Origin of the sequence: Flavobacterium litorale, assembly GCF_019613795.1 — a bacterium.
Classification (GTDB): Bacteria; Bacteroidota; Bacteroidia; order Flavobacteriales; family Flavobacteriaceae; genus Flavobacterium; species Flavobacterium litorale.
Genome location: NZ_CP080429.1, coordinates 1,284,212 through 1,311,079, shown reverse-complemented (window position 1 = coordinate 1,311,079; position 26,868 = coordinate 1,284,212). Strand labels below are relative to the sequence as shown.

At 38.0% G+C, this 26,868-nt stretch carries 23 protein-coding genes; 2 read left to right on the top strand and 21 right to left on the bottom strand.

The window, feature by feature from the left end; translation table 11 throughout:
* The first annotated feature begins 2 nt into the window (after positions 1 to 2).
* Together K1I41_RS05790 and K1I41_RS05785 are read left to right on the top strand one after the other, a co-directional pair.
* Positions 3 to 836: a mechanosensitive ion channel family protein gene (locus K1I41_RS05790; RefSeq protein WP_220641734.1), complete on the top strand. Its 834-nt coding sequence runs from the start codon at positions 3 to 5 to the stop codon at positions 834 to 836.
* A 104-nt stretch (positions 837 to 940) separates the two neighbouring features.
* A complete protein-coding gene (locus K1I41_RS05785; RefSeq protein WP_220641733.1) occupies positions 941 to 1,621 on the top strand; it encodes a hypothetical protein in 681 nt (226 codons plus the stop codon).
* Between the two features lie 3 nt (positions 1,622 to 1,624).
* Here K1I41_RS05785 and tsaB read toward each other — a convergent pair whose 3' ends face one another.
* From tsaB to K1I41_RS05680, 21 genes are all read right to left on the bottom strand, one after another.
* Entirely contained in the window at positions 1,625 to 2,287 is a 663-nt protein-coding gene (tsaB, locus tag K1I41_RS05780; RefSeq protein WP_220641732.1) for a tRNA (adenosine(37)-N6)-threonylcarbamoyltransferase complex dimerization subunit type 1 TsaB, read from the bottom strand.
* Positions 2,288 to 2,297: 10 nt separating this feature from the next.
* Complete coding sequence (locus K1I41_RS05775; protein ID WP_220641731.1) at positions 2,298 to 3,605, bottom strand: efflux RND transporter periplasmic adaptor subunit; 1,308 nt, start codon at positions 3,603 to 3,605, stop codon at positions 2,298 to 2,300.
* 12 nt (positions 3,606 to 3,617) lie between these two features.
* Positions 3,618 to 5,063 (bottom strand): TolC family protein, encoded by a 1,446-nt coding sequence (locus K1I41_RS05770; RefSeq protein ID WP_220641730.1) that lies wholly within the window; start codon positions 5,061 to 5,063, stop codon positions 3,618 to 3,620.
* 216 nt (positions 5,064 to 5,279) lie between these two features.
* Positions 5,280 to 5,510 (bottom strand): CAMCR motif-containing small membrane protein, encoded by a 231-nt coding sequence (locus K1I41_RS05765; protein WP_220641729.1) that lies wholly within the window; start codon positions 5,508 to 5,510, stop codon positions 5,280 to 5,282.
* A gap of 22 nt (positions 5,511 to 5,532) precedes the next feature.
* On the bottom strand, positions 5,533 to 6,087 hold the full coding sequence (locus tag K1I41_RS05760; protein WP_220641728.1) for a DUF420 domain-containing protein: 555 nt from the start codon (positions 6,085 to 6,087) through the stop codon (positions 5,533 to 5,535).
* Positions 6,087 to 6,713, bottom strand: coding sequence for an SCO family protein (locus K1I41_RS05755; RefSeq protein WP_220641727.1), 627 nt, complete (start codon positions 6,711 to 6,713; stop codon positions 6,087 to 6,089). The genes K1I41_RS05760 and K1I41_RS05755 overlap by 1 nt, the downstream gene beginning before the upstream one ends.
* A 6-nt stretch (positions 6,714 to 6,719) precedes the next feature.
* Positions 6,720 to 7,370, bottom strand: a complete 651-nt coding sequence (locus K1I41_RS05750; protein ID WP_220641726.1) for a hypothetical protein — start codon at positions 7,368 to 7,370, stop codon at positions 6,720 to 6,722.
* A gap of 77 nt (positions 7,371 to 7,447) precedes the next feature.
* Complete coding sequence (locus K1I41_RS05745; RefSeq protein WP_220641725.1) at positions 7,448 to 7,798, bottom strand: cytochrome C oxidase subunit IV family protein; 351 nt, start codon at positions 7,796 to 7,798, stop codon at positions 7,448 to 7,450.
* Between the two features lie 22 nt (positions 7,799 to 7,820).
* The gene (locus K1I41_RS05740; protein WP_220641724.1) at positions 7,821 to 8,801 is read right to left on the bottom strand and encodes a cytochrome c oxidase subunit 3; all 981 of its coding nucleotides are present in this window, start codon (positions 8,799 to 8,801) and stop codon (positions 7,821 to 7,823) included.
* Between the two features lie 45 nt (positions 8,802 to 8,846).
* Positions 8,847 to 9,431 carry a cytochrome c oxidase subunit 3 gene (locus K1I41_RS05735; protein WP_220641723.1) on the bottom strand — a complete coding sequence of 195 codons (585 nt, stop codon included), beginning with the start codon at positions 9,429 to 9,431 and terminating at the stop codon, positions 8,847 to 8,849.
* A 3-nt stretch (positions 9,432 to 9,434) separates the two neighbouring features.
* Complete coding sequence (gene cyoE, locus K1I41_RS05730; protein ID WP_374106913.1) at positions 9,435 to 10,349, bottom strand: heme o synthase; 915 nt, start codon at positions 10,347 to 10,349, stop codon at positions 9,435 to 9,437.
* A gap of 262 nt (positions 10,350 to 10,611) precedes the next feature.
* A complete protein-coding gene (deoC, locus tag K1I41_RS05725) occupies positions 10,612 to 11,355 on the bottom strand; it encodes a deoxyribose-phosphate aldolase (protein ID WP_220641722.1) in 744 nt (247 codons plus the stop codon).
* 48 nt (positions 11,356 to 11,403) lie between these two features.
* Positions 11,404 to 11,772, bottom strand: a complete 369-nt coding sequence (locus tag K1I41_RS05720; protein ID WP_220641721.1) for a VanZ family protein — start codon at positions 11,770 to 11,772, stop codon at positions 11,404 to 11,406.
* Complete coding sequence (gcvH, locus tag K1I41_RS05715; RefSeq protein WP_220641720.1) at positions 11,765 to 12,145, bottom strand: glycine cleavage system protein GcvH; 381 nt, start codon at positions 12,143 to 12,145, stop codon at positions 11,765 to 11,767. The genes K1I41_RS05720 and gcvH overlap by 8 nt, the downstream gene beginning before the upstream one ends.
* 61 nt (positions 12,146 to 12,206) lie before the next feature.
* Positions 12,207 to 19,529 (bottom strand): T9SS outer membrane translocon Sov/SprA, encoded by a 7,323-nt coding sequence (gene sov, locus K1I41_RS05710; protein WP_220641719.1) that lies wholly within the window; start codon positions 19,527 to 19,529, stop codon positions 12,207 to 12,209.
* A 3-nt stretch (positions 19,530 to 19,532) separates the two neighbouring features.
* Positions 19,533 to 20,114: a Holliday junction branch migration protein RuvA gene (ruvA, locus tag K1I41_RS05705; RefSeq protein WP_220641718.1), complete on the bottom strand. Its 582-nt coding sequence runs from the start codon at positions 20,112 to 20,114 to the stop codon at positions 19,533 to 19,535.
* A gap of 52 nt (positions 20,115 to 20,166) precedes the next feature.
* The gene (locus K1I41_RS05700) at positions 20,167 to 22,470 is read right to left on the bottom strand and encodes an NADP-dependent malic enzyme (protein ID WP_220641717.1); all 2,304 of its coding nucleotides are present in this window, start codon (positions 22,468 to 22,470) and stop codon (positions 20,167 to 20,169) included.
* Positions 22,471 to 22,534: 64 nt separating this feature from the next.
* The gene (gene queG, locus K1I41_RS05695; protein ID WP_220641716.1) at positions 22,535 to 23,461 is read right to left on the bottom strand and encodes a tRNA epoxyqueuosine(34) reductase QueG; all 927 of its coding nucleotides are present in this window, start codon (positions 23,459 to 23,461) and stop codon (positions 22,535 to 22,537) included.
* Positions 23,462 to 23,576: 115 nt separating this feature from the next.
* The gene (ruvB, locus tag K1I41_RS05690; protein WP_220641715.1) at positions 23,577 to 24,599 is read right to left on the bottom strand and encodes a Holliday junction branch migration DNA helicase RuvB; all 1,023 of its coding nucleotides are present in this window, start codon (positions 24,597 to 24,599) and stop codon (positions 23,577 to 23,579) included.
* Between the two features lie 27 nt (positions 24,600 to 24,626).
* Positions 24,627 to 24,929: a GNAT family N-acetyltransferase gene (locus K1I41_RS05685; protein WP_220641714.1), complete on the bottom strand. Its 303-nt coding sequence runs from the start codon at positions 24,927 to 24,929 to the stop codon at positions 24,627 to 24,629.
* A gap of 92 nt (positions 24,930 to 25,021) precedes the next feature.
* The gene (locus tag K1I41_RS05680; protein WP_220641713.1) at positions 25,022 to 26,833 is read right to left on the bottom strand and encodes a cytochrome c oxidase subunit I; all 1,812 of its coding nucleotides are present in this window, start codon (positions 26,831 to 26,833) and stop codon (positions 25,022 to 25,024) included.
* Between the last annotated feature and the right edge of the window lie 35 nt (positions 26,834 to 26,868).

The window sequence follows — 26,868 nt, the reverse complement described above, 5'->3', positions numbered from 1 at the left end:
AAATGGATAATTTGGACAATGTCATTGAAAAGCTAAGTGAAAGTCTGCTAGATTTTTTACCGAACGCAATTAAAGCGGTAACCATTTTGGTTATCGGTATCATTGTTATTAGATTTTTACGGTGGTTTTTAAAGCGTATGATGAATCGTCATCCCGATTCAGACCCTACATTGATAAAATTTGCCATGAATATTTTAACGTGGGGACTACGTGTAGTACTTATTGTAATGGTGGTTGGTGCACTGGGTATCGAAACATCGGCATTTGTAGCCGTGTTGGGTGCTGCTGGTTTAGCAATAGGTTTATCATTACAAGGCTCACTATCTAACTTTGCAGGTGGTGTACTTATTATATTGTTTAAACCTTTTAGATTAGGTGATTTTATAGATGCGCAAGGCGAAGGCGGTACAGTAACCGAGATACAAATATTGTATACCAAATTACTAACCCCTACCAACCAAGTAATATACATTCCTAACGGAGCACTATCTAACGGAAATATAACCAACTTTTCTAAAGAGCCCATACGTAAGGCGGACCTTACTATAGGTGTAGGGTACGATAGCGATATAAAACAAACAAAAGAGGTTTTAAAACGTGTTATTGATATGGATAAAAACATACTAAAAGATCCAGAACCTGTTATACGTATTAGAGAGTTGGCTGATAGCTCTGTAAACTTCCAGATATTTGTGTGGGCTAAAAATGAAGATTACTGGCAAATGCTTTCTGACTTTAAAGAGAACAGTAAAATAGAGCTTGATAAAGAGGGTATTGAAATACCATTTCCGCAAACAGATCTTCATGTAAGAAATTTACCCCCTAAAAATTCATAATAGTTTTTACCGATTTAACTGGCATACTGTTTGTTAAATATTGATAGAAATAGTAGCACACAAAATATTATTTATATTTTTGAGCTTCTTAAAAAAACTATACCATGAAAATTAAAGGATTATTAGCTTTTACTGCACTATTAGCTACTGCAACATTTACGAATGCGCAACAAACGTATGTTGATCTTGACTCTGGAGGAGTTGATTTTATATATACGAAAAAAGCACCTAGCGAAGCAGCACAGGGTACTCAATATTACATAGAGAATTTTAACGCTGCAAAAATAAACGACTCTAAGGAGATTGTACTTGCCAGATACAATGCATACAGTGATGAGATGGAAGTAAAAGTACACGACGAAATTATGGTGCTTGACCCTAAAGAGGATATGGTTGTTGCATTAACCAACAAAAGTGCCACGTATGTATTTACACAGTATAAAAATGAAGATGGGGAAATGGGACAAAATTATCTTGTTCTTGTTAGTGATAACCCTAACCTAAAAATTTTCAGAAGCGAACGTATTTTCTTACAACCAGAAAAACACCCAGATACTGGTTACCAAAAATACAAAGCCCCAATGTATAAAAAGCGTGATGCTAAGTACTACATCCAGATGAATAATGGTGAAATTGTACACATGTCTGATAGAAGAAAAGACATAATGGCGTTAATTCCTGGTAAAGAAAAAGACATTAAAACGTTTATGAAGAAAAACAAGATTAAAGTAAGCGAGGATAACGATTTAAAATTACTGGGTAATTATTTAAATACTTTACTATAATCGTTACCGATTCATAACAAAATCTTTCAAATAAAAAGGTTCAAAATAAGCGACATCAACGGTGTCGCTTTTTTGATGCTTATTATACGATAATGCTGCCATTTCTGCAGATGAGGGATATACAACATCATTATGGTATATAAAATTATTACCTAATAGTATTTCTTTGCATTTTTGGGCACCATCGCCTATAAGATGACAGGGCTGGCTACGATACTCCAAAAAAGAATCTGCGGTAATAATTTCTGCCTGTATGGGTACTATTTTGTCGTATTCTTTATCAAAAATAGCACTATACACTTCCATTCGCCTTGCATCTATCATAGGTATTATAACGCCTTCGGATATTGTTATTTGGCGTGCCAATACTGCTAGCGTATCTATAGCCAAAAGTGGTATACCTAATGCGTAACATAACCCTTTTGCTGCCGAAACACCTATACGAAGCCCCGTGTAGGAGCCTGGACCCATACTAACAGCAACGGCATCAAGTGCCTCAAACGTAGTTTGTGCTTCTTTAAGTACTTCTTCTATAAAAATATGTAGTTTCTCTGCATGGCTGTAGCCTTCGCCTGCAAATTCTCGGAGCGCAACAACATTACCCTGTTGCGCTAACGCTACCGAACAATTTTTGGTAGCGGTTTCAATATTAAGTATAAAGCCCATAGGTTAGCGTTTACTTATCGTCGTTATCACTATCGTCTTTCTTTACCCGTATTTTATCGTTTGGCGATAGTTCTTTGGTAACAGTAGTGTAAGGTCCTGTAATAACTTCTTCGCCTTTTTTAAGCCCTGTTTTAACTTCTATATTGGTATCATCTTGTATTCCTGTAGTAATAGGGCGCAATACTGCTTTATCGCCTTTCTTTACAAAAACACACTCAAACTTTTCATCTTTACTTGTTTCTCCTTTATTCTTTCTCTCTTCTTCTTCAAGTTGTTTTATAATATCCTGTTTTACCGCTGTAGTATCCGATTTTACTACTACGGCACTAATAGGTACTGCAATAATATTGTCTTTACTTTCAGTAATAATATCTACAGTAGCAGTCATACCCGGTCTAAATGGTGAGTAGTTCGCTGGTTTACCTTCGGTCATATCTGCGTACGACTCTTTATTGATACGTACTTTAACTTTAAAGTTGGTAACTTGGTCGGCTGTTAAATCGCTACTTGCCGAATTAGATATGCTGGTAACTTCTCCTTTAAACTTCTTTTTTAGGTAGGCGTCTACTTCAATATCAGCTTTATCCCCTATTTGTATCTTAACAATATCATTCTCATTTACATCTACTTCTACCTCCATGTTGTTTAGGTTGGCTACACGTAGTATCTCGGTACCTGCCATTTGTTGTGTTCCCACAACGCGCTCGCCTAGCTCAGCATCAAGTTTGGATATTGTACCATCTACAGGCGAGTAAATTGTAGTTCGGTTCAGGTTATCCTTAGCTTCGGTAACGTTAGCACCTGCACTTTGCACACTAAAGTAGGCTGATTGTTTTGATGCTTGTGCTACTTCGTAGGCCGAGATAATACCATCCCACTCGGAGCGCGAAATTACGCCTTTGTCAAAAAGTGTTTTATTACGGTCGTAATTGGCTTTTGCCTCTTTAAGTTGTGCTTCTGCTTGGCTAAGTCCTGCTTTTGCTGTAGATAAGGACGCTGCTGTACGGCTAAGTCCAGACTCATATAAATCGGGATTGATGCGAATTAAAAGTTGTCCTTTTTTAATGGCTTGCCCTTCTTTTATGGGTAGCTCAATGATTTCTCCCGAAACTTCCGAAGATATTTTCACTTCTACTTCGGGCTGTATTTTACCTGTAGCCGATACTGTTTCTGTTAACGATGTAGCTTGTACTATAGCCGTTTCAACTTCTTTACTATTATCCTTATTTCCTAAAGCACCTGTTTTGCTTAATACTATGGCTATTACAATTATTACTACCGTAATTCCTAAAATATAGAATAGTGTTTTTTTTGACATGATTGTTGCTACTTATGGTTGTTGAATGATTGGTATCCCAAAATAAAACTCTAAAATTTTAACCCTAAAAATATAGTCGTACTTAGTACGCAATACTTCCGATTGTGCGTTAACTGCAAGTGTTTGTGCTTGGTTAAAATCGAGTACATTTATGAGTCCTACGTCGTATCGTTCTGTTGCGTATTCTAATGATTGTTGTCTGGCTTCAGATGCAGATAATGCTGCCTCGTAGGCTTTTAGTGCTCCTTTAGCATCTGTATAGGCTGTGTATACATTACGCTCAAGGTCTACTTTTTGTTGCTCTAATTGTAATTCAGCACGTTCACGTTCCACTTTTGAGCGTTGTACGTTATTGCGGACTGAAAAACCGTTGAGTATAGGTATGGTTAAGGCCAAACCAAACGAGTGTCCCTTGTTTCTGTCAAACTGATCCAGTATGGCATCAGGACCTCCTAATATACTTCTAAAATTAGGTTGGAGTACTGGCAAATCAGAATCGCCATTTAAAAACCCTACTACCGACGAAGGGTTGTTGGGATCGGGCTCAAATCCTATAATTTGGTCGGCGTAAGATGCACGGGTATCAAAACTGTAAAAACCTTGTAATGATGGTTGGTAAGCACCTCTTGCTATTTTAATGTCTTTTTCGGCTACAGCCAAATTGGCTTCGGCTATTTTTATTTCCGTGCGTTCGTTTATGGCTTTATTATATATGGCATCTGGCGATTGTAGCATTACACTACTTTCGGTAACTTCGTAATCCGATTCGGCAATATCAAAATCTTGAAAATCTTCTAACTGCAATAATTGTGCAAGGCTTAGCTTGGATATTAACAGTGTATTCTCGGCTGTAATAATATTTTGCTTATCAGCAGCTACTGTAGCCTCAATATCCAATAAATCGCCTCGTGGTACAACGCCACCTTCAACAAGGTCGGCAATTCGCTCTTTTTGCTTTTCGTCTAGCTTTAATTGCTCTTGTTGTACTTTTAAATTCTCTTTGTTAAAAAGCACTTGCAGGTATGCATTAGCAATATTTAATGCTACGTCCTCCTGCATTTTGGTTACTTGGTACTGGGCTGCTATTATAGCAAGGTTTGCCCTACGTACACGATTTTGGTTTTGTAAACCGTTGTAAATATCAATTCCTACATCTACACCAAACGATGTAAACTGTGTGGTTTGATTTTCAAGCAAACCTGTTGTTATGTTTTGGTTTAAACCGATAGTCCATGAGTGACTCCCTCGTGAAGTAGCTGTTGGTAAGAAAGCTGCAAGTGCATCAGACCGATTTATATCAGCTAATTTCTCGTCCAACTCACTTTGCTGTATTGATATGTTATGCTCCATCGCATAAGCTACGCACTCGTTAAGTGTCCATTTTTTTTCTTGTGCATTAGTTAGTATACTAAAAAACGTGAAAAATAGTAAGAGTATTACCGTTTTTTTGCTGCTCATAATTGTAAGCTGATGGTTTTTACAAAGGTATTTAAATTATCTAAAGTAAGTAATTTATTATATATTCATTAGACTTACTACGACAGCTTTTGTTACAAAGACTACCTTTAAATTTATAGTTGTTGTACGATTGCTAGTATCTGGTAAAAATTAAACACTGCCAGCAATGGTAGTAACGGTAAAAAAGGGAGTGTATTACAGTGCAAAACGCTAAAATTACTCTGTTAGCGCTGCCTTTGGCTTTTTAGTACGCAACTTATACACAGCATAGCCTATTAGGGCTACTATTAGGTAAGGAAATATCATTAGGTACACAATACCATCGTTAACCGCTTCGGGTTTTATACCACTATCGTTACTCTCTAATGCGGCACGGCACATAGCACATTGCGCATTACTGCTAATGGCGGTAAGTATAAAAGTTATTGTAAAAAGTATCTTTTTCATTCTTTCATCATTTATAGCATTACTAATGTACATAGTAAGGCGATATCATTAAATAGACTATAACTCCTGTAACAGCTACGTATAGCCATAGCGGATACGTAATACGGGCTATTTTTTTATGCCTTTCGAACGATTTTGTAATAGCTCTAACATAAGTAATTAACACAAAAGGAATAATTACTACCGAGAGGATTATATGGGTTATAAGTATAAAGTAGTACACATATTTTATAGCCCCCTCGCCACCAAATTTAGTAGAATCGGACGTCATGTGGTACGCTACATACATTGCCAAAAATGCTACTGATAGTGTTATGGCAAACTTCATGAGGTTTTCGTGCAGTTTTTGCTTGCCGTTTTTTATAGCCATAACTGCTACTACTAGTACTATTGCTGTTAACCCGTTTACGGTAGCATATATTGGTGGTAAAAATGATAATGGCTGAACATTGTAGCCTAACTTTTTTAAGTTTACACCAAACAGAGCGGCTACTACTAGCGGTATAGCCACGGATAGCACTACTATCCATTTGTTATATTTACTTTCGGCATTTTTGCCGTTTATTTGGTTTTCCATTACTCGTCCAATAGTTTTTTAATATCCTCTTTTATAGCTGTTATACCTTCTTCCTCCAACCCGTCGTAATACAATATTGGGTTACCGTGTTCATCTTTTCGGCATCTTATTTTACCTTCTTTATCTACTAGTGCAAATAAGCCCGAATGCTCAAAGCCTCCTGCTGCGGTTTTGTTTTCGCCTGCATACAGATTAAATCCTTTTTTAGCTAGGTTAAAAATATAATCTTGGTCGCCTGTTAAAAAGTGCCAATTGTAGTGTTTTACACCCAATTCCTCAGCATGGGCTTTTAATACTTTCGGTGTATCGTATTCTGGATTAATGGTTATTGATGCAATACCAAATTCAGGGTTACCGTAAAACTCTTTTTGCAGCTTTAGCATGTTTTGGTTCATGATAGGGCATATTGTAGGGCAGGTAGAGAAAAAGAATTCTACTACGCATACTTTACCCAAATAATCCTTATCTGTAATTGTTTTTTCGTTTTGGTCGGTAAGTTTAAACGATGGTACTGGTCCTATCTCTACTAAATCTGATTTTTGAAATTTGGCTACAATTTTTGGCACTGCCCATATCCCGAATATGAGTACAATAAAAGATATACCTATGTATGATTTATTTTTCATTGATGTTTAAATTTTTCTTTTGTTATTCTTTTTTAAAGCCAAACGGTATTCTGCAAGAATAATTTTTACATCATCAGCCATATCATTATGCAAATCGGCAGCAGATATTGTATTGTACCCTTCCTTATATTCATCCTCACCCTTTAGGTTTTGTCCTTTTCTACCTCTAAGGTTTAAATCTTTATCTATAATATACACGTTAGATGTACCGTACTTATCGTCTAGCTGTCCCATAAGCTCTAAACCATCGTAATATTTTTGTATTTCTTCTGGTTTGGCAAATACAAAGTGCCAACCTGCCATATCGGTAATCCTACCTAGTTCTGATAGTAGTTGCTTGGCTTTATCCTCTGTACCCAAAGGCGCAATCATTATCATCTGGAAATCTTTAAAATCTTTATTCTTGTTGTATATTTTTTGATTTAAATTAAAGGCATTACCCTTATTGTATAAAATAGCTTCGCCAGGGAACCCTAGTATGGTTATTTTATCTTTTAATTTTACTTCTTCGCCATTTAAGGATTTCCATGCTGGAATCTCCTTAATATCTGGTGTTACTGTAGGTAGTTTGGCAAATTTATTAACGCCCGAAGCAAAAAAAAGGTAGGCTAAAAGTGGTAGGGCAAACAAAACAAAAAGCACAAAAGTCTTTTTCATAATCATCGTCTTTACGTGTAGTACAAAAATAAAAAAAGGCGGTTTAATAAACCGCCTTTTTTATAATAATCTGTCTCTTAGAAAAGCCATTTGTAGTGGGATTCATGAAACACTTCGTAAACATAATTACCTTCAACAAGTAAGATGAACACTAAATAGATAATTAAGAATACTAAAGGTGCTACTATGGACCACCTTAAACTTCCTTTTTCTCCTTCAAGGTGCATAAACGCCCACATAATATAGTACGCTTTTACAATAGTAAGGATGATAAACAACCAGTTTAGCAGGTTAAGGCTAAAAAGCTCTGTTCTGTATAATGAGTCTGGCTTTATAATACCAAATATAACTTCTACTATAGTTACAACTGATAGTATCGCAAAAACTATCCAGATTCTTTTAGTATTTGATTCGTGCGAATGTGCCATTGTTTCTTTATTTTATATTTTATTAAACTAGGTAGAAGAATGTAAATACAAATACCCAAACTAAATCTACAAAGTGCCAGTATAAACCAACTTTTTCAACCATCTCGTAACTCTTTCTCTTCTCGTATGTACCTAATATTACATTAAAGAAAATAAGAATATTGATTAGTACTCCAGAGAATACGTGGAATCCGTGGAATCCTGTAATAAAGAAGAAGAAATCGGCAAACAATTTATGTCCATATTCGTTTCTAATAAGGTTTGCGCCTCGTACTACTATAGTAGCATCCTGCAATTTTGTTATTGATTCTTCTCTAGATAGTATTGTTTTTTGCTTATCAGCATTTATAACTTCTGTTCGTACTAATAAATCAGGATTTGCTTTAAAACCTGCTACTACTTCGGCTACTGTGTACTCGCCAAGTGTAGGACCATCTTCAAACCAGATACCATTACTTTTGGTAGATTGTTCTCTGTCTGTAGGTAGTGTTGCAGCAAAGTCATCAAGGCTTACGCGCTCGCCATCAGTATTAACAAATTGTAGTATAGAGCCTCCTGTAGTTTCTACAGCACCGTACTCTCCTTTAATAAAGTTTTTCCACTCCCAAGCCTGCGAACCTAGGAATATAAAACCACCTACAATGGTAAGTAGCATGTATACTGCAACCTTATTTTTTTTCATTTGGTGTCCTGCATCAACAGCAAGTACCATGGTTACAGACGAAAATATAAGGATAAATGTCATTAACGCAACATAGTACATGGGTGCATCCACACCATGTAAAAATGGAAAGTGGTTAAATACCTCATCGGCTATAGGCCATGTTTCGAGGAATTTAAATCGAGAAAAACCGTACGATGCAAGAAATCCAGAAAAAGTTAGGGCATCTGATACGATAAAAAACCACATCATCATTTTACCGTAACTTGCTCCCATAGGCTCGTTTCCTCCGCCCCATGTCTTACCTGTAGTAGTAGCTGTTGTTGTAACTGTCGCTGCCATATAGTGTTAAGTGTTAAAAAGTTTTCAAATTTACATTTTTTTTTATTAATAGAAATAGAAAAATAAAAACAAGTAAAGCCATAAAATATCCAGAAAATGCCAGAACATTGCACCTAACTCTATTCCAAGGGTTTGAGCAGCATTGTATTTTTGTTTAAAATGATTATAAATTACAACCAGCAATACTATAATTCCTGCAAAAAGGTGCGCTAGGTGCACCACCGTAACTATATATAAAAATGAGGTTGTAATTGTGCTTTCCGCACCTGTAAAATAATACCCTTCTGCTATAACTTGAGAAAACCCATAAAACTGTGCTACCACAAAGCTAATACCTAGTGCAAGCGTAGCTAATAATAGTGTAGTTGTTTTGCTTCTGTCGCCCTTTTGCATAGCTTTTTTTGCCATATGGAAAGTACCACTACTTAATAGTATAACAACTGTACTTATTATAAAAGCATTGGGCAATACAAAATCGTTTAACCAATCGGGGCGCGATGTACTTACTACATATGCACTTGTTAAGCCTGCAAACATCATAAACATACTTGCCATACCAAACCACAGCAGCATTTTGTATGATTTTGCTTTTCTATCATTATGTTCCTGTAACGACATTTTTATCTCCATAACTTATCGTATAAATTTATCTATAATATATATTACTTGTAATAACGATATGTAGGATACACTTACTATCATTAATTTACGGGCTGCTTTAGCATCCATATCTTTATACAGTTTTACTGCATACACTAACATCCATAATCCTAAAAGTAACACTACTCCTGCCGATACATAGCTTAGTTGCAATTGCCCCGTAAAACCTGTAACGGGTAGTAATGACGCTATTATGAGCCAAACGGTATACAGTATGGTTTGTAGGGCTGTTTTTTTATCTCTTTTGCCTGTAGGCAACATAAAAAAGCCTGCTTTTTTATAATCGTCATACAAAAACCAACCAATTGCCCAAAAATGGGGAAATTGCCAAAAGAATTGTATTAGGAATAACGTTCCTGCCTCTATACCAAAATTGTTTGTGGCAGCAACCCAGCCTAGCATAAAGGGTATTGCGCCTGGAAACGCCCCTACAAATACCGATAATGGTGTTATTTTTTTTAGTGGGGTGTATACACTAGTATATAAAAATATTGATATTGCCCCAAACATGGCTGTTTTAGGGTTAATTACATACAGTATGCCTAAACCTAAAATCGTTAATGCAACCCCTAATGCAAAGGCATTACGTACTGATATTTTGCCTGAGGGTAACGGACGCGATTTTGTCCTGTCCATTAAGGCATCAAGGTCTTTTTCTATAATCTGATTAAAAACGTTTGATGCACCTACCATACAGTAACCTCCAATGGTAAGTAGTATTAGTGTTACCCAACTGAATGGATAGGTTTCTGAAAACCCTATTAAATAACCTGCTACAGAAGAAAATACTACACTAATAGCCAGTCTGGCTTTTGTTATTGCAACAAAATCTGAATAAATAGACTTTAGGGAAGTTGTATTTTCTGTGGTACTCAATGTAACTTTCATGGGTATTAAAAACTCCGGCAAAGATACTTCAAAAAATGTATTTCATCAACAGGAATACTCTTAAAATGACCGCTACAGCATATATAGTAATAAAAAATACTTATTGGTACGCAACCTTTTTACAACTTATGCATCTTATAAATATAATAACCCTTTTGGGGTTGTTGTAAGAGAGAAAATTTGGGAATAATTGCTATGAGAGATGGAACCTTCTTGTTTTTTACAAGGAGGTTCTTTTGTATTTATACTTTAACTAATCTGTTTAATAATCGCTACTTGCCGTGCCATCGTTGGCTATGGCTAATGCCGAGGACGTGCCTATTCTTTTTACGCCAAGTGTAATTATTGTCATCGCTTCTTTATAGGTACGTACGCCACCTGCTGCTTTAACGGGTAACGGAAATGCATTTTCGAGCATTAGTGTAATGGTGGGTATGGTAGCTCCGTTGGGTTTACCATCGGTAGTGATATAAAATCCTGTAGACGATTTTACAAATACGTGCTGATACTGTTCTTCTTTAAAGTTAGATAGTACTACGTTTTTTATGAGTGCGGTTAGCCGCACTATTTCTTGGTTGGTTAGTGCTGCTACCTCAATAATCCATTTTACTACTTTCTCGTGTTGTAGCCCTAACTGGGTACATGCCAAAACTTCGTTTTTAACGGTTGTAGTTTCTCCGAGTTTAAATGCGGTATAGTTTACAACAAAATCGAGCTCATCTGCACTATTATTAATAGCAGTGGTTGCTTCCTCCAATTTTTCTTGGATGGTACCTTTACCTTCAGGAAAGTTAATAACTGTACCCACTAAAACATTACTACTAGCTGCTGTTACCATACTTTTTGCTGTGGTTACCATTTCGGGTCTAACCATAACCAGTTTAAAACCTTCGTGTATTGCTTCGCGCACTACTTTTTTAACAACTTCAAGATTTTCAGTTTCGCTAATTGCAGCTTGCTCGGCTGTTTTTAAATAGGTCGAATCGAGGTATTGGTGTAATTTCATAACTGTACTAAAATAAACATCCCCCCGTGGTAACGGAGGGATATACCATTATTTATTTTTCCTGATGAACAACAAAAAGCCTATTGCTAGTATGCTACCGAGTGTATTAAAAACAACGTCCATAACATCGGCTTGTCTGGCTTCTGTAAACAAGCCCTGTAGTATTTCTACAATCGTACCGTATGCAAAAGCAAATAGTAAGGCTAGTATTTGTGCTCGCTTAATTTTTATTTTTCGGCATCTAAAATAAACGTACCATAATATAGTGAATACGAAATAGAAGGTTAAATGTCCGAATTTATCTTTGTTAGGGAAGTTAAAACTATTTACTGCCCCTAAACTTTCCATACTAACTAAGCAAAGTACGGTTACAAATACCGTCCATGCTATAGCAGCCCAGAAATAAATATTACGCACCTATAAGCTCCTTATATTGTTCGTCGCTTAATAAATTGGCTACTTCATCGTTGCTTGATAATTTAATTTTTACCATCCAGCCTTTACCATAAGGGTCTGTATTTACATCCTCTGGCGCAGACTCTAGCTCTTCATTAAATTCAATGATTTCTCCGCTCAATGGCAAGAAAAGATCCGATACTGTTTTTACTGCTTCTACTGTTCCAAATACTTCATCTTTATCAAGTGTTTGGTCAAGCGTATCTACTTCTACGTATACAATATCACCGAGTTCGCTCTGCGCAAAGTCGGTAATACCAACTGTTGCAACATCGCCATCAATTTTAACCCACTCGTGGTCTTTTGTGTACTTTAATTCTGCAGGTATATTCATGTTGTTTTGTTTTTAGCAAATGTATGTTTTATAGCATAATTATAAAATAATATGCACCAAATTAATTTCCGAAATTATACCTCAGCGTAAAACCAGTTCGTATATTGGTTAATGGGAATGAGGTAGAGATTACTGGCTTGGAGAACGAATGGTCGTAATAAAATATTGCTGTTAGGTTTTTGCTGAAAGAATAATCTGCTGTAAACTTAACCGACCATATATTCTGACCGCCTCCAAGCTGGTTGTTATCATAATCTAAATAACGTACTATCGTTTCGTTTTTACGTAAAGAGAAATCAGCCCTTAGGTTAATATCACTTTTAATGGTATTGGTAGGATTATCTGCAAGACTGGAGTTTATAGTAACATCTTTTATACGATAGCCTAAACCTACTATATATTCGTTTCCTTTTACTTCGGTAAGCAGGTTATTATCAAAACTCATGTTTAATGTTCTGTCTTTTCGTACCTCTGCCAATACCTTAATTGAGTTTTTCATCTCAAAATCTATTCGTATAAGCGGGTTAAACTGCTCGGTAAGGTTAATGTTCGAAATAAAATATTCTGAATAGAAATTACCTACCCCATCGTTATCCTGCCCTGTTGGATTAGCATCGTATTCAAAGTTAGATTGGTAGGCATTAATGTTATACGAAGCCCTGTAACCGTGTTGTATAGAGAAACGTCTGAACTTATCTTTAAAGAACTTATAGCGCATAAGCCCCGTATATTTTATTAACCAGTTGGGTAGTGGTGTATCGCGGAATGGGCTTGTTGATACTTTGCCTGCATCTTGCCCTGAGTAGGCTGCCAAGAAAGCAGGTAATAATACTCTTTGGCTGTTTCTACCAAATCCAACAGGATACCCTGCGTTGGCATTGGCAAACTCGCCCGTAGGCTGACCAGGGTCGCCATAACGCGGAAAATCTGTAGTGCCGTAAAAACCTTGCGCAAGCCTATCGGCTATTATTAATCTGTTATCACGCATTTGGTCAAAAGCGTCCGAACCGTTTACATCGCTTCTGCTAAATGCCGTTTTAATAAGTATGGTTGATATTTGGAAGTTACCATAGTTGTATGGCGACCTCGGGTTGTATACACCATTGGTAACATCATACTGCTCAGAATAATTATCTGACGTTGATTTATCGGCAGTAAGATCTATTTTAAAATCAGGAAATAAATCTACTGATGCTGTTATGTTGAGTAACTCTGTTCTTACTTGCGTAAAGTTTTGGTTGTACTCTGGGAAATCTGTTAAGTAGCCGTTTCTGGCAGCTTCGTATCGTACATCGGCATCTTGGCTACCCAAAATAAAGCCTAACGACGGTTTTGTTGTACCCAAGAAACCAACACCTGGTAAAAATCCTGGTAGTACTGTTCCGTTCGTTTCGGTATAGTTAATCTGGATATCTTTTACACTCGTAACTACTCCTATTAAGCCGTTTAGTAAAACATTACCATCTGCTGATGAAGTTTGTTTGGTTGCTATTTTTTGTCCTGGTTTTGGTGGTCCTTTTGATGATTTATTTTGTGCCTTTTTCTTTTTAGCCACAAGTCCTATATATTTATAAAACACATCCATACTAAGCCTAGTATTTAGCTTGTGCGAGTTGGAGTTTTGTATGGTATTTCCTAAAAAGTAGGTAACATTATTTTCGTCGGTAACCTGTGCTAATGCATCAGAAGAACGTTGCCAGTTGTATGTACCTTGGTAGGTATACGTAGATTTTATAAATTTAAGTGGTGGCAGCTTATCAATCGGTAAATCGTAATTTAAAACATATTGCTGTGTATGTGTGTTTGCCTCCCCTGTGTTCCAGAAATCCTGCCATACATTATACTCATCTATCGGCACACCATCTTCGTCAAGGTAATTTCTAACAAGGTTGCTGGTAGCTACATTGTAGTTTAACTTAAGTGCTTTGGTAATATTGTAATTGAAACCGTACTGATAATTAAAGAAATAATTTCTGCGGTAAAGCGGATTAATGGGTATCCCCTCTACATCTACATTTCTGTACTGCTGTTTGCTATATTCCCTTACAATGTTAGAACTAAAGGATATGTTAGATGGTAGGTAATTAAAGTTAAAATCACGAAGCATTTTCCAGTAATCACTCTTCTTCATAAAGCCAACATCTTTTAGTGGCTCTACAGGTTTGTTTTTAAACGAGTACGTATAATCAGCACCTACACGAACGTCTTGCTCCAATAAGTTTTCAATCTCATAATCGTGGTGATCTACCTGATTGTACGAGTACGATAACGTAACGTTTTCTGGGTCGTAAACACGCTTCTTTTGGTCGGGAGCGCGCTCTTTTTTAACCCCTATAAAGTTAATACTCCTACGTTTGGTATAATCTATAGCTCTATTGCGGAGGTTTTCTTTTTCATCTTCATCTTCCGTTTCACTTATAAGCTGGTCCAATCGAATATCCTGATAGAAAGGGTCGTATTCTGGCGTAATTATTTCTTCACCTACACTATAATTAAACGGAATAGTGATACCCCATTTGTTTGGTAGTAGTTTACCAAGGTTAATATTGGTAACTACATCATACTGTCTGGAATCTTCTCTACTTCTTTCATTAGGTGCCTGGTCTACGCTACCAAAACCTATAGTACTTACGCCTGCTGTTGCAGATATTGTAGCAAAATCGGCAAAGTTAGCATCCAAGTTACCTATGGCTGCCATACCGCCTTCGTTATCCATATCCGAAAGACGGAGTTCGTTAAACCATACTTCTCCTCGTAATGGTCTTGCCCCTATCTCGGTAGGTTGGTAGCCGTTTTTAACTCCTAGCATTAGGGTACGTACAAAACCAATGTTTGGGTTACCTTTTATACCAATACGTATTCTGTTGTCAGGGTCAGCCCCCGGACTAATATCATTAAGGTTGGCATATACTATACCCAACTCGTCCGGCTCGGATGCTATGTTATTTAACACATCTATTTTAAGGCTTGTAAGTGCATCCAGCGGCAGTAATATTTCGTTATCCGTAGGCCATATTTGCTCGGCTGTTCTTTCGTTTTGCCCTGTTACTTTAAGGCGTACTTCTACTTGATAGAAGTTATCAATAAAGTCGTTACCAAATCGTAAAAAGGCTTTCATTTCGTCGTCCAAAAGTGGGCTTGTATCATCTGGTAATGCCTCGGCGTGCAAAAACATACGTAGTTTTTTAAACTGGCGCATGTCTACGTTTACGTTTTTAAATACCGCACGCGAATCGTCTGGCTCCAAACCGCCATCGGCAGCACCATCGGCAGAGTATACTCGTAATGATAACGATTGCTCATTTTGGTTAATAATAGCATTGTTATTAAACAACTGCTCTCGTTGTACGCCTGGTGGCGATACGTAAGGGATTGGCGAACGGTCGCCGTTTTCTTGTATGTTAAGCGATACAACATCAAAACCTGTATTGTCTAAGGCATCTTGCTCGTTATCCTCTAGTGGGTCTAAGGTATTTGTGTAACGTCGCCACTCGCCACGTACCAAATCTAACGCGCCAAAACGTAGTGTTATATCATTTCGGAATCCTGTAAGAAACATTCGCATAAAGCGGATGGAACGAATATTACTAATACCCCCTACTGCTTCGCGCTCTGGATTTTCGATAGGAATTTTATATTGTAACCATCTACCGCTAGCACTCTGACCGTTTGCTAGCTCAACATTGGTAAACGGACGTTCATCTACTACAAAGCCCTGACCAAGTACGGCATTAGGACCAATAGGAATTTGGTATCTGTAATATGCATCAATAGTGTTCATGGTATTATCCCTGTTTACATCCTCTGTATCGGGTAATGTTGTTGAACCTCTATCGTTATCACCAATATCTACTGGCGAGTTACCATCTACACCGTTATAATTTTTGTACCTGTCCAGTACATTACCATCGGTAGCCAAATAAAACTGATAATTATCTGCTGAGGGGTCTTCTGGATTAAATCCTGGGAATTTAGCCGCCTCATCAGCATCATTAAGCCCGTCAAAACCAACATCTTGTACTGCACGGTTACCAGTATCGGTATCAAAAGCATAAATTAACGATTGCGATACGGGTACATCTCCCCATACAGTACTAAACACGGGCTGTGTGCCGCCTACACCCGGTAAACCGTTTTCGTATTGCTTACGGTTATCGCGTAGTATATCTTCTGATATTTCTCCTAAGTTAATTTCGAGCACACCCGTATTATTAGGGTCGGTACTTCCTGGGTTACCATCGTATGGGTCTAACAACCAAAACTGTATGTACTCTACATTGGTTTGTTCAAAATTGGTAGAGTTTATGGCACGCATAATACCTGCCCAGTTGGTTTCGGCTTCAGCTTCGGTAAATGTATCGGTAGCTTGTGCTAATGGGTTGTAGTTATAGGGTCCGCGTTCTTGCGGGTAGTAGCTAAGGTCTAATGTGTTTACTACGGTAGTTTGCCCTATGGCTACATCGGTAACAGGGAAAAGTTCATCAAAATAAATACGTCGTGTTCTGTTAGACGATAAATCTTCTGGGCTAACACCGCCTGGACGTTGGCTGGTATAAAAAATAGGGTCTATACTATACCATGCTAATTTTGCTCTTTTATAACCGTACTCAAGTGTGTTGGCTGGCACTATATTATCCTCAAAAACTGTAACTGGAGCACTTGATAGTGTCCAGCCCTGTGCCGAACGCATATCGATATTGGTTTGCGAGCCCTCAAAATCGTCTACATACGTAGTTGCTTCGCCATTAAACTGGTCTGCTTTAGATGCTCCTGGTTTTAAATAGGCTATTTCACCTCTAAACGATAGGTTAGACGGAACATCGGTATCTAAATTCGGGAGTTTATTTACCAATCGGGTAAACAATGGTACTTCTGTAGAATAGGTTGTATTTAAACCAAAAATAGTATTGTTTACCGATTCTTGCCCATAGTTTGTTTTTTGGGTAAAAGGTCGTTCGGACATGTTAATTAACGTACCGCCTACTAAGAATTTATCTGAGAATTTGTGCTCTATGTTAAAACCTGCAAAACGTCTTGTTTGTTGCCCAAACGTTGCATTGTTTTCTACCGAAACTTCTATTGGGGTGTTCGAGGCTTGTAACGATGGGTCTAGTATTTGTACACGCCCCAATTGGTAATTCACGGTATAATCCACCCCTTCTATAAGGGTACGACCACCTGCGGTTACTACAACGGAGCCTTGCGGAACATTGAATGCTCCTAACGAGATACCACTACCTCCTGTAGATTTAAAGCGTCCTTTTAATTGGAATTTATTTTTTTGGCTATCCTGTAAAGCGTCTGCTTGCGTACTTTTATACAGACTACGGTATACGTAGCGTTTTTGGTTGGCGTTAAAGGTAGTTTCGTCCTCATCATCATCATAATTTTCCGTTGGATCGTCTGTAGATAATTTATCGAATAAGAATTCTCCAAAAGGTTCTGCCGTAGTAAATATTACGCGTCCCCCTTGGGTATCTACAGTAATACCAGGCACAAAGTCAAAAAATCCATCACCACCAACCTGTGGGTCGTTTGTATAATTTAATTTATCCAAATTAAACACGCGCATCAACGGTGTATCGGCAACATCCTCTGGTAATGGTATTGCTGGTTCTGTTGGTGTGGCGGGTGCTGGCGTTATGTAATTTAACGGAGAAGGGTCGGTATATAGGATATTGAACCTAAAATCTTCTTGCGATAATTGGTATGCCCCAGGTATCTGATAAATATTCTTCATCATAATATCCCAAACAGGCTCCTCAACATTTACCAAGTTACTTTTTAGCATTTTTAAGATAAGATTCTGCGTAGATATTGTTGCTTGCTCATCAGGGTTTGTAGTATCATCTACTACAGTAGCATCAACACCATCGGTACCAAACTCACCTACTTGGTACACCTCACCACCAATGGTATACTGGTAAGCTACTGCCAACACCTCGTCGTTATTTAAACGCTGATTAAGGGATAGGTATCCCAATTGTGGATGATAGGTATATTCGCTAGGCGATAGTTTTCGTGCATTTTCTAATTTCGAATAATCTCTACCTTCACTAGCATCAAGCCCGTTAGTAAAACTAGAGTTGGTTATGGTAACTATTTCGCGCACACTAGGGTCTAACCAACTACCTCCCGACGCTATGGTTAATGGGTTTAATTTATTGTTGGCATTATCTGGTGGGCTATTGGGCTGTACGTTAAAGAAACCTGAACCTGCAAAATCGGAAAAACCAACTGCCTCATCAGTAATATCGATATTGGTATTACCATTTATAGTAAATTTAGTGAGTTGCGATTCTCCTAAATCCTGAATGGCAATAATATTCCTAGCATTGTTTTGGGTAGCATTAATTCTGTTTTGCCTGTTGGTTACCCATACTTCCATACGGGTAATTTGCACCCTACTGCTTATAAACGGGTAAGTACGCATAGAGAAATCGTACAGATTTCGGAAGTATTGTGACAGGAAGAAGTGCCTGTCGGCATCATAATCCAGTGCAAAAAGTTCAAAATCCTGTACGGTACCCCCACCTTCGGCTGTTACCGTTTTGGTTTGTGAGTTTTGCTCGGAAAATATTCCTGTAAATGTTGTTTTACCAAACTGGAGTTGCATTTTAACACCAAAAAGGCTTTGCGCCCCTCGTACTAATGAGTTTGATAATGGAAAGTTAACGTTACCTACCTCTATCTTCTGGATAATATCATCCTCTGTAGGTGTATATTCTAATTTTATTAAGTTTTGAAAGGCAAAAGTCGACTCGGTATCGTAATTAGCTGTTACATTTAGTTTTGTACCTACCTTACCCTGAAGGCTCATACTGATACGTTGATCAAAATCAAACGTAAAGGTGCTTCGATTTCGGGGTGATAACGACGGATTGTCTTGTTTTGTATACCGAATACCTAAATCCATCTCTACCGAACCTTGCGGTTTTACGTCAATAGTATTACCGCCAAAAATAGTTTCGAAGAAACTAGAGTTTACATAATAACGAGGCAATAGATTTTTCTGTTCCTCCTCTGTACCCTTACCATCTATTGCTTTGGATTTTTCCTGATAATATTCGCGCATGGACTCTCGGAGTACCAACTCGTCATATTGCTCGGGGGTAAGTATAATGGGGTAGGTTATATTAAAACCGTCAAACGAACTGGTGTAAATATAACGATTCGTTACAGGATCGTAGGTATAAGCATCTACTATGCTCCTTGGGTTGGCAAGTTCTACTTTTCCTTTATCGTAACCTTTTATAGTATCTCTAGCCGCTTCTTCCTCTTCATCAGTAATTTGTGCCTGCGCTACCAAACTAAACAATATCAGTAATGTAGTAAGCGTATATTGTAAGCTATTATAAAAATTTTTGGAGTATGCTGTTTTCAACGATTATAAATTTTTTAATGCTTGTTTTATTATTGTCTCCACATTAGCTTCTGGCGTTTCCTTAACAATTTTATCTATAGCTTTTTCTGCTAATTTTTTGTTAAAACCTAACACCTCTAAGGCAGATAACGCTTCATCCTTATTTGTATTGTAACCTGCAACAGAAACTTCCTCTAAATCGTATAGTTTTAACACTTTATCTTTTAAATCGAGTATGATGCGCTGAGCGGTTTTGGTACCTATTCCTTTTATGGATTGTATTGTGGCAACATCGGCCGTGCCTATAGCGTTAATGATTTGCTTCGGGTCTAACGACGATAACATGGTGCGTGCTGTACTGGCACCTACCCCAGATACTGACAATAGTAGCTTGAAAAGCTCGCGCTCAGCTTTTTCTACAAAACCAAAAAGGGTATGAGAGTCTTCTTTTACCTGTAGGAATATAAAGAGTTTTATATGCTCGGAGTTTGGCAGTAGAGAAAAAGTATGTAGTGATATATTAACATGATACCCTACGCCATTACAATCTATTACTACTTCTGTAGGCAGTTTTTCTACCAGCCTTCCCTGAAGATGTGCTATCATAGTTACTTGTTAAACTTTTCCAAAAATACTAAAATTCTTTAATTCAGTAGTATTATCTCGATTTACTTAGCTTTAGTCGCCTTTCTTTTTCCTGAGCATCCACAACAGCAACGGCTGACATGTTTACCATTTCGTCTACGCTAGCTCCCAACTGGAATATGTGTACGGGCTTATCTAGCCCCAACATTATAGGACCTATAGACACTATTTGGTTCAATTCTTTTAAGAGTTTATACGTAATGTTTGCCGACTCCAGATTTGGAAATATTAATGTATTTACTTTTTTACCTGCCAGTTTAGAGAATGGAAATTTATCTTTAAACATATCCTGATTTAAGGCAAAATCGGCTTGTACTTCGCCATCAACAATAAGATCTGGATGGTTTTTGTGTAAAAAGGCTACCGCTTCTCTTACTTTATTGGCTCCTTTATCTGACGACGAACCAAAATTGGAGAATGATACCATAGCCAATACAGGCTCCATACCAAACATTTTTACGGTACGCGCCGTCATTAAAGCAATTTTTGCCAAATCTTCGGCAGTTGGGTCTGGGTTTATAGCTGTATCCGATAGAAATATCGGACCACGCTTGGTCATCATTAAATTGGTAGTAGCAATTTTAGATACGCCGTTTGCTTTACCAATAAGCTGCATAACGGGTTTTACTACCGATGGGTAACTTCGGGAATAGCCTGTAACCATGGCATCGGCTTCGCCTTCGTTTACCATCATGGCTGCAAAATAGTTGCGCTCGCGCATCCATTTTTGGGCATCTAATTTGGTTAATCCCCTGCGTTGTCTCGATACCCAATAGGCTTCGGCATAACGCTCGCGTCGTTCTTTTTCCTCTGGCATTTTAGGGTCAATAATAGTCACGCCATTATCACTAGCATCAAAATCAATTTCTGCCATTAATTCCTCAATAATTTCTTTATTTCCTAAAAGTATAGGGCTACCAATTTGCTCTTCGTGTACTATTTGTGCTGCTTTTAGTACATCCAAATGGTCTGCTTCGGCAAAAACAATACGCTTAGGGTCGGTTTTAGCCCTATTGGTTAGCAAACGTATCATTTTATTATCATTACCCAAGCGTTCTAAAAGCTCATCGGTATACTTCGTCCAATCAGTAATAGGATTTTTAGCCACGCCACTATCCATAGCTGCTTTGGCTACAGCGGGCGGCACTACGCCAATCAGTCGGGGGTCAAAAGGTTTGGGTATAATATAATCTCTACCAAAATTTAATTTGGTTTCGCCATAGGCAATATTTACCTGCTCGGGTACGGGCTCTTTGGCTAATTCGGCTAGGGCTACTACAGCAGCCATTTTCATTTCCTCGTTAATTTTAGAGGCTCTTACATCGAGCGCACCACGAAATATATAGGGGAATCCTAATACGTTATTTACCTGATTGGGATAGTCTGACCGCCCTGTTGCCATAATAATATCATCGCGTGTGGCTACAGCAAGGTTATATTCAATTTCGGGTACTGGGTTTGCCATAGCAAACACAATAGGGTCGCTATTCATACTCAGTAACATTTCGGGCGTAAGTATATTCCCTACCGATAATCCTAAAAACACATCTGAATTTTTTATTGCTTCTTGTAGCAATAGTGCCTCACCTTTTTTAGCATATCGTTGCTGCGTATCAGAAAGGTCGGTACGGCTTGTTACTAGCATGCCATCTTTATCAAACATTGTTATATTGCTTGCTTGCACACCAAGTAGTGTATACAAGTTTACACATGCCATTGCTGCCGAACCTGCACCAGACACTACTATTTTAACGTCTTCTATTTTTTTATTAGCGAGTTCCACAGCGTTAAGTAATGCTGCCGATGATATAATGGCGGTACCATGTTGGTCGTCGTGCATTACGGGGATGTTAAGCTCTTCAACCAACCTTCTTTCTATTTCAAAAGATTCGGGGGCTTTTATATCTTCTAAATTAATCCCTCCAAACGTAGGGGCTATATTTTTTACGGTTTCAATAAACGCATCAATATCTTTGGTACCTACCTCAATATCAAAAACATCAATATCAGCAAATATTTTAAAGAGTAGCCCCTTTCCCTCCATTACGGGTTTGGATGCTTCGGGACCAATATCGCCAAGACCCAGCACGGCTGTACCGTTGGATATTACTGCTACCAAGTTGCCTTTTGCGGTGTATTTATAAACATTATCAACCTCTTTGGCTATTTCCAAACAAGGCTCTGCAACGCCTGGAGAATAGGCTAACGACAAATCGCGCTGTGTAGCATATTTTTTTGTGGGTACTACCTGTATTTTACCAGGCTGGGGTTTTGCATGGTATAATAATGCTTCCCTACGCTTACTATATGGGTTCATGATTATTGTTTTTTACACGACTTACAAAGGTAACTTTATGGGCGAACTTTAGAAATTTTTAACACTATTCTTTCAGGAAGTTTATGTTACGTTGTAACCCTTGAAACTTGGTTCGTTTTACTGCCGATTTTTTAAAAACCGCTGCAAAAGTTTCGGCTGTAATTTCTTCCCAATCTTGCTTAGTCATGGTTAATAAATCAGGGTGTGGGTTAAACAATGGTTCGTTATGGTGTTCAGAAAATCGGTTCCACGGGCACACATCTTGGCAAACGTCACAGCCAAAAGCCCAATCGTCAAACTTACCTTTCATTTCGTTGGGTAGATTTTCTTTCAATTCAATGGTAAAATAGGATATACACTTACTACCATCTACTACATAAGGCGCAACAATTGCCGCTGTGGGGCAGGCATCTATGCAGGCGGTACAACTACCGCAATGGTCGGTAACGGGTGTATCGTATTCCAACTCAATATCTACAATAAGTTCTGCAATAAAAAAGAAAGAGCCTACTTGCTTACTAAGCAAATTACTATGCTTGCCTACCCAGCCCAAACCGCTTTTGGCTGCCCAAGCTTTATCGAGCACGGGTGCCGAATCTACAAAGGCTCTCCCTCCTACTTCACCAATGGTTTCCTGTATGCTGTAGAGTAGTTCTTTGAGTTTGTGTTTTATTACAAAATGATAGTCCTGCCCATAGGCATATTTTGATATTTTGTAGGTATCATCAACTTGGGTAGTTTCGGGGTAATAATTGAGTAGTAACGATATTACACTTTTGGCACCATCTACTAGCAATGTTGGGTTAAGCCGTTTATCGAGGTGGTTTTCCATATACTGCATTTGCCCGTGCTTGTTCTCGTTAAGCCATTGTTCCAATCGGGGTGCTTCTTCCTCCAAAAAACCTGCTTTGGCTATACCACAGGATAAAAAGCCGAGGCGTTTGGCTTCTGACTTTATGAACTCAGTATATTTTAGCTTGTGGTTTATCATATCAGTTGCGTCATTGCGAGGTACGAAGCAATCCTCTTTATAGTACTTTTATTAGGTTTTATGTTTAGATTGCTTCGTACCTCGCAATGATAGTTAGCCTCCTATCATAATTATATTAATCAAAAAGGCTTTGTCCGCCTAGTTTAATTTTACCCAAGTGCTTATACGCTTTCTCGGTTACTTCTCTACCACGGGGGGTACGCATAATAAAACCTTCTTGTATTAAAAAGGGTTCATACACTTCTTCTATAGTTTCGCCACTTTCGGATACTGCTGTTGCCAATGTAGATAGCCCTACAGGACCACCCTTAAATTTATCTATAATGGTGGTTAGTATTTTATTGTCCATCTCATCAAGTCCATGTGCATCTACATGCAGCGCCTTTAATGAATAACGTGCTATTTCAATATCAATTTTGCCATTGCCTTTTATTTGTGCAAAATCGCGTACCCTACGCAATAGTGCATTGGCAATACGGGGTGTACCACGGCTGCGCCCTGCAATTTCTATAGCTGCCTCCATAGTAATGGGCATATTAAGTATTGCCGAACTACGTTGCACAATGGTTGTAAGCAATTCTGTGGTGTAATATTGTAATCGGCTAGCAATGCCAAAACGGGCACGCATGGGGGCGGTAAGCAAGCCCGAGCGTGTGGTAGCACCTACTAGCGTAAAAGGGTTTAAGTTTATTTGTACGGAGCGGGCGTTAGGCCCCGATTCTATCATAATATCAATACGAAAATCCTCCATTGCTGAATATAGGTACTCTTCTACTATTGGGCTTAGGCGGTGTATTTCGTCTATAAATAATATATCTCTATCATCAAGATTGGTTAACAGTCCCGCTAAATCGCCTGGTTTATCCAACACAGGTCCTGAGGTTATTTTAATCCCTACACCCAGCTCATTCGCTAAAATATTGGCCAAGGTTGTTTTACCCAAACCTGGAGGACCATGAAAAAGGGTATGGTCTAATGCCTCCTCTCTTAAATTAGCTGCCTTTACAAATATTTGTAGGTTTTCGAGGACTTGATCCTGACCCGTAAAATCATTAAACGAGAGCGGGCGGAGCTTTTTTTCTAGGTCTAGCTCTTCCGCGTTGTAATTATTGGTTGTAGGGTCTAAATTTTCGTTCATACTGCAAATATACTTGAAAATGGGTAATTACATTTGGTATCCGTCGGGGAGTATGGCATACCATTCGGGATGTTTGTTAATATAATTAAAAACATAGGTACATAATGGTACTACAATTAGGTTATTATCCTTAGCATATTGTAATGATTGCTTTACTAACTGGCTAGCAACCCCTGTACCTTGCAACACTACTGGAGCTTCGGTATATGTAAGGAAAATTTTGTTTTCCTCTCTGTAATACTCTAAAAAAGCGGTAGCATCTTCCACAGTGAACTCAAACTGATTCTCAGATTCGTTTACGCTAAAAATACCTTTTACGTTATTGTACATAATTACTAATATTTAGCATTAAAGATACTGTTTTAACAGAAAACAAAAAGCCTCTCCAGTTGGAGAGGCTTAATTATATATAAAGGTTCATCTTAATGATGCAACTCTTTTTCGCCATCTTTCATAGGTATATTTTGTGGTACAAAATCCTCATCATGACCTGGCTTACTGTAATCGTATGGCCATCTGTATACTTCTGGTATTTCACCTGGCCAGTTACCATGCATATGCTCTACTGGAGCAGTCCACTCAAGTGTGTTCGATTTCCATGGGTTCATGCTAGCTTTTTTACCTCTAAAGATACTGTAGAAGAAGTTCCAAAGGAATACTAACTGGAACGCACCACCTACAAGTGCAAATATGGTAATAATCACGTTAACGTCTTGTAAGTCGTCAAACAATGGGAATGCTGTATTTGTATAGTAACGTCGTGGTAAACCTGCCATACCAATAAAGTGCATTGGGAAGAAAACACCGTAGGCACATATTGCTGTTACCCAGAAGTGAATGTAACCTAAATTCTTGTTCATCATTCTTCCGAACATTCTTGGAAACCAGTGGTACACCCCTGCGAATAAACCGTAAAGTGCCGAGATACCCATTACTAAGTGGAAGTGGGCTACTACAAAGTACGTATCGTGAACGTTAATATCTAGTGTACTATCTCCAAGTATAATACCTGTAAGACCACCTGTTATAAACGTTGATACAAGACCTATAGAGAATAGCATTGCAGGGTTAAACTGCAAGTTACCACGCCATAGCGTTGTTATGTAGTTAAATGCTTTTACAGCCGATGGGATAGCAATAAGTAATGTTGTAAAGGTAAATACGGAACCTAAGAAAGGATTCATACCTGAAATAAACATGTGGTGCCCCCAAACGATTGTTGATAGGAATGCAATTGCTAATATTGAGGCAATCATGGCACGGTAACCAAAAATAGGCTTACGTGCATTGGTTGCTATAATCTCTGAAGTAATACCCAATGCTGGTAGTAATACAATGTATACCTCTGGGTGACCTAGGAACCAGAATAAGTGTTCGAATAATACTGGCGAACCTCCTTGGTAGTGTAATACTTCTCCAGCAATAAATATATCGGAAAGGAAGAACGATGTACCGAAACTTCTATCGAATATAAGTAACAATGCTGCTGATAATAGTACAGGGAATGATAGGATACCTATTACTGCTGTAATAAAGAATGCCCATATTGTAAGGGGTAGTCTTGTCATAGACATACCTTTTGTTCTTAAATTGATAACGGTAACCACATAGTTAAGTGAACCCATTAACGACGATGCAATGAATATTGCCATAGATACTAACCAAAGCGTCATACCTGCACCAGAACCACCAATTGCCTGTGGTAGTGCACTTAATGGAGGATATATTGTCCAACCTGCAGATGCTGGACCAGCTTCTACAAACAATGATAATATCATAATTACTGACGATAAGAAAAACAACCAGTATGAAATCATATTCATAAAACCAGATGCCATATCGCGCGCACCAATTTGTAATGGTATAAGCAAGTTACTAAATGTACCACTTAAACCTGCCGTTAGTACAAAAAATACCATTATGGTACCGTGTATAGTAACCAGTGCCAAATAAATATCGTTACGCATTACACCATTGGGTGCAAAATCATCGCCTAAAAGTACTTTAAATATTGTGAATGACTCCTCAGGCCATGCAAGCTGCATACGGAATAGCAATGACATTGCAATACCGATAATACCCATAATAATACCAGTAATAAGGTACTGTTTGGCAATCATTTTATGATCAATACTAAAGATGTACTTTGTTATAAAGGTATCTTTATGGTGGTGGTGATCATGAGCATCATGATTGTCGTGTTCTCCTCGTATTTCGTGTCCTACTGCTGACATATTTTTTTAATTTGAAATATATTAAAAAAGTTTTT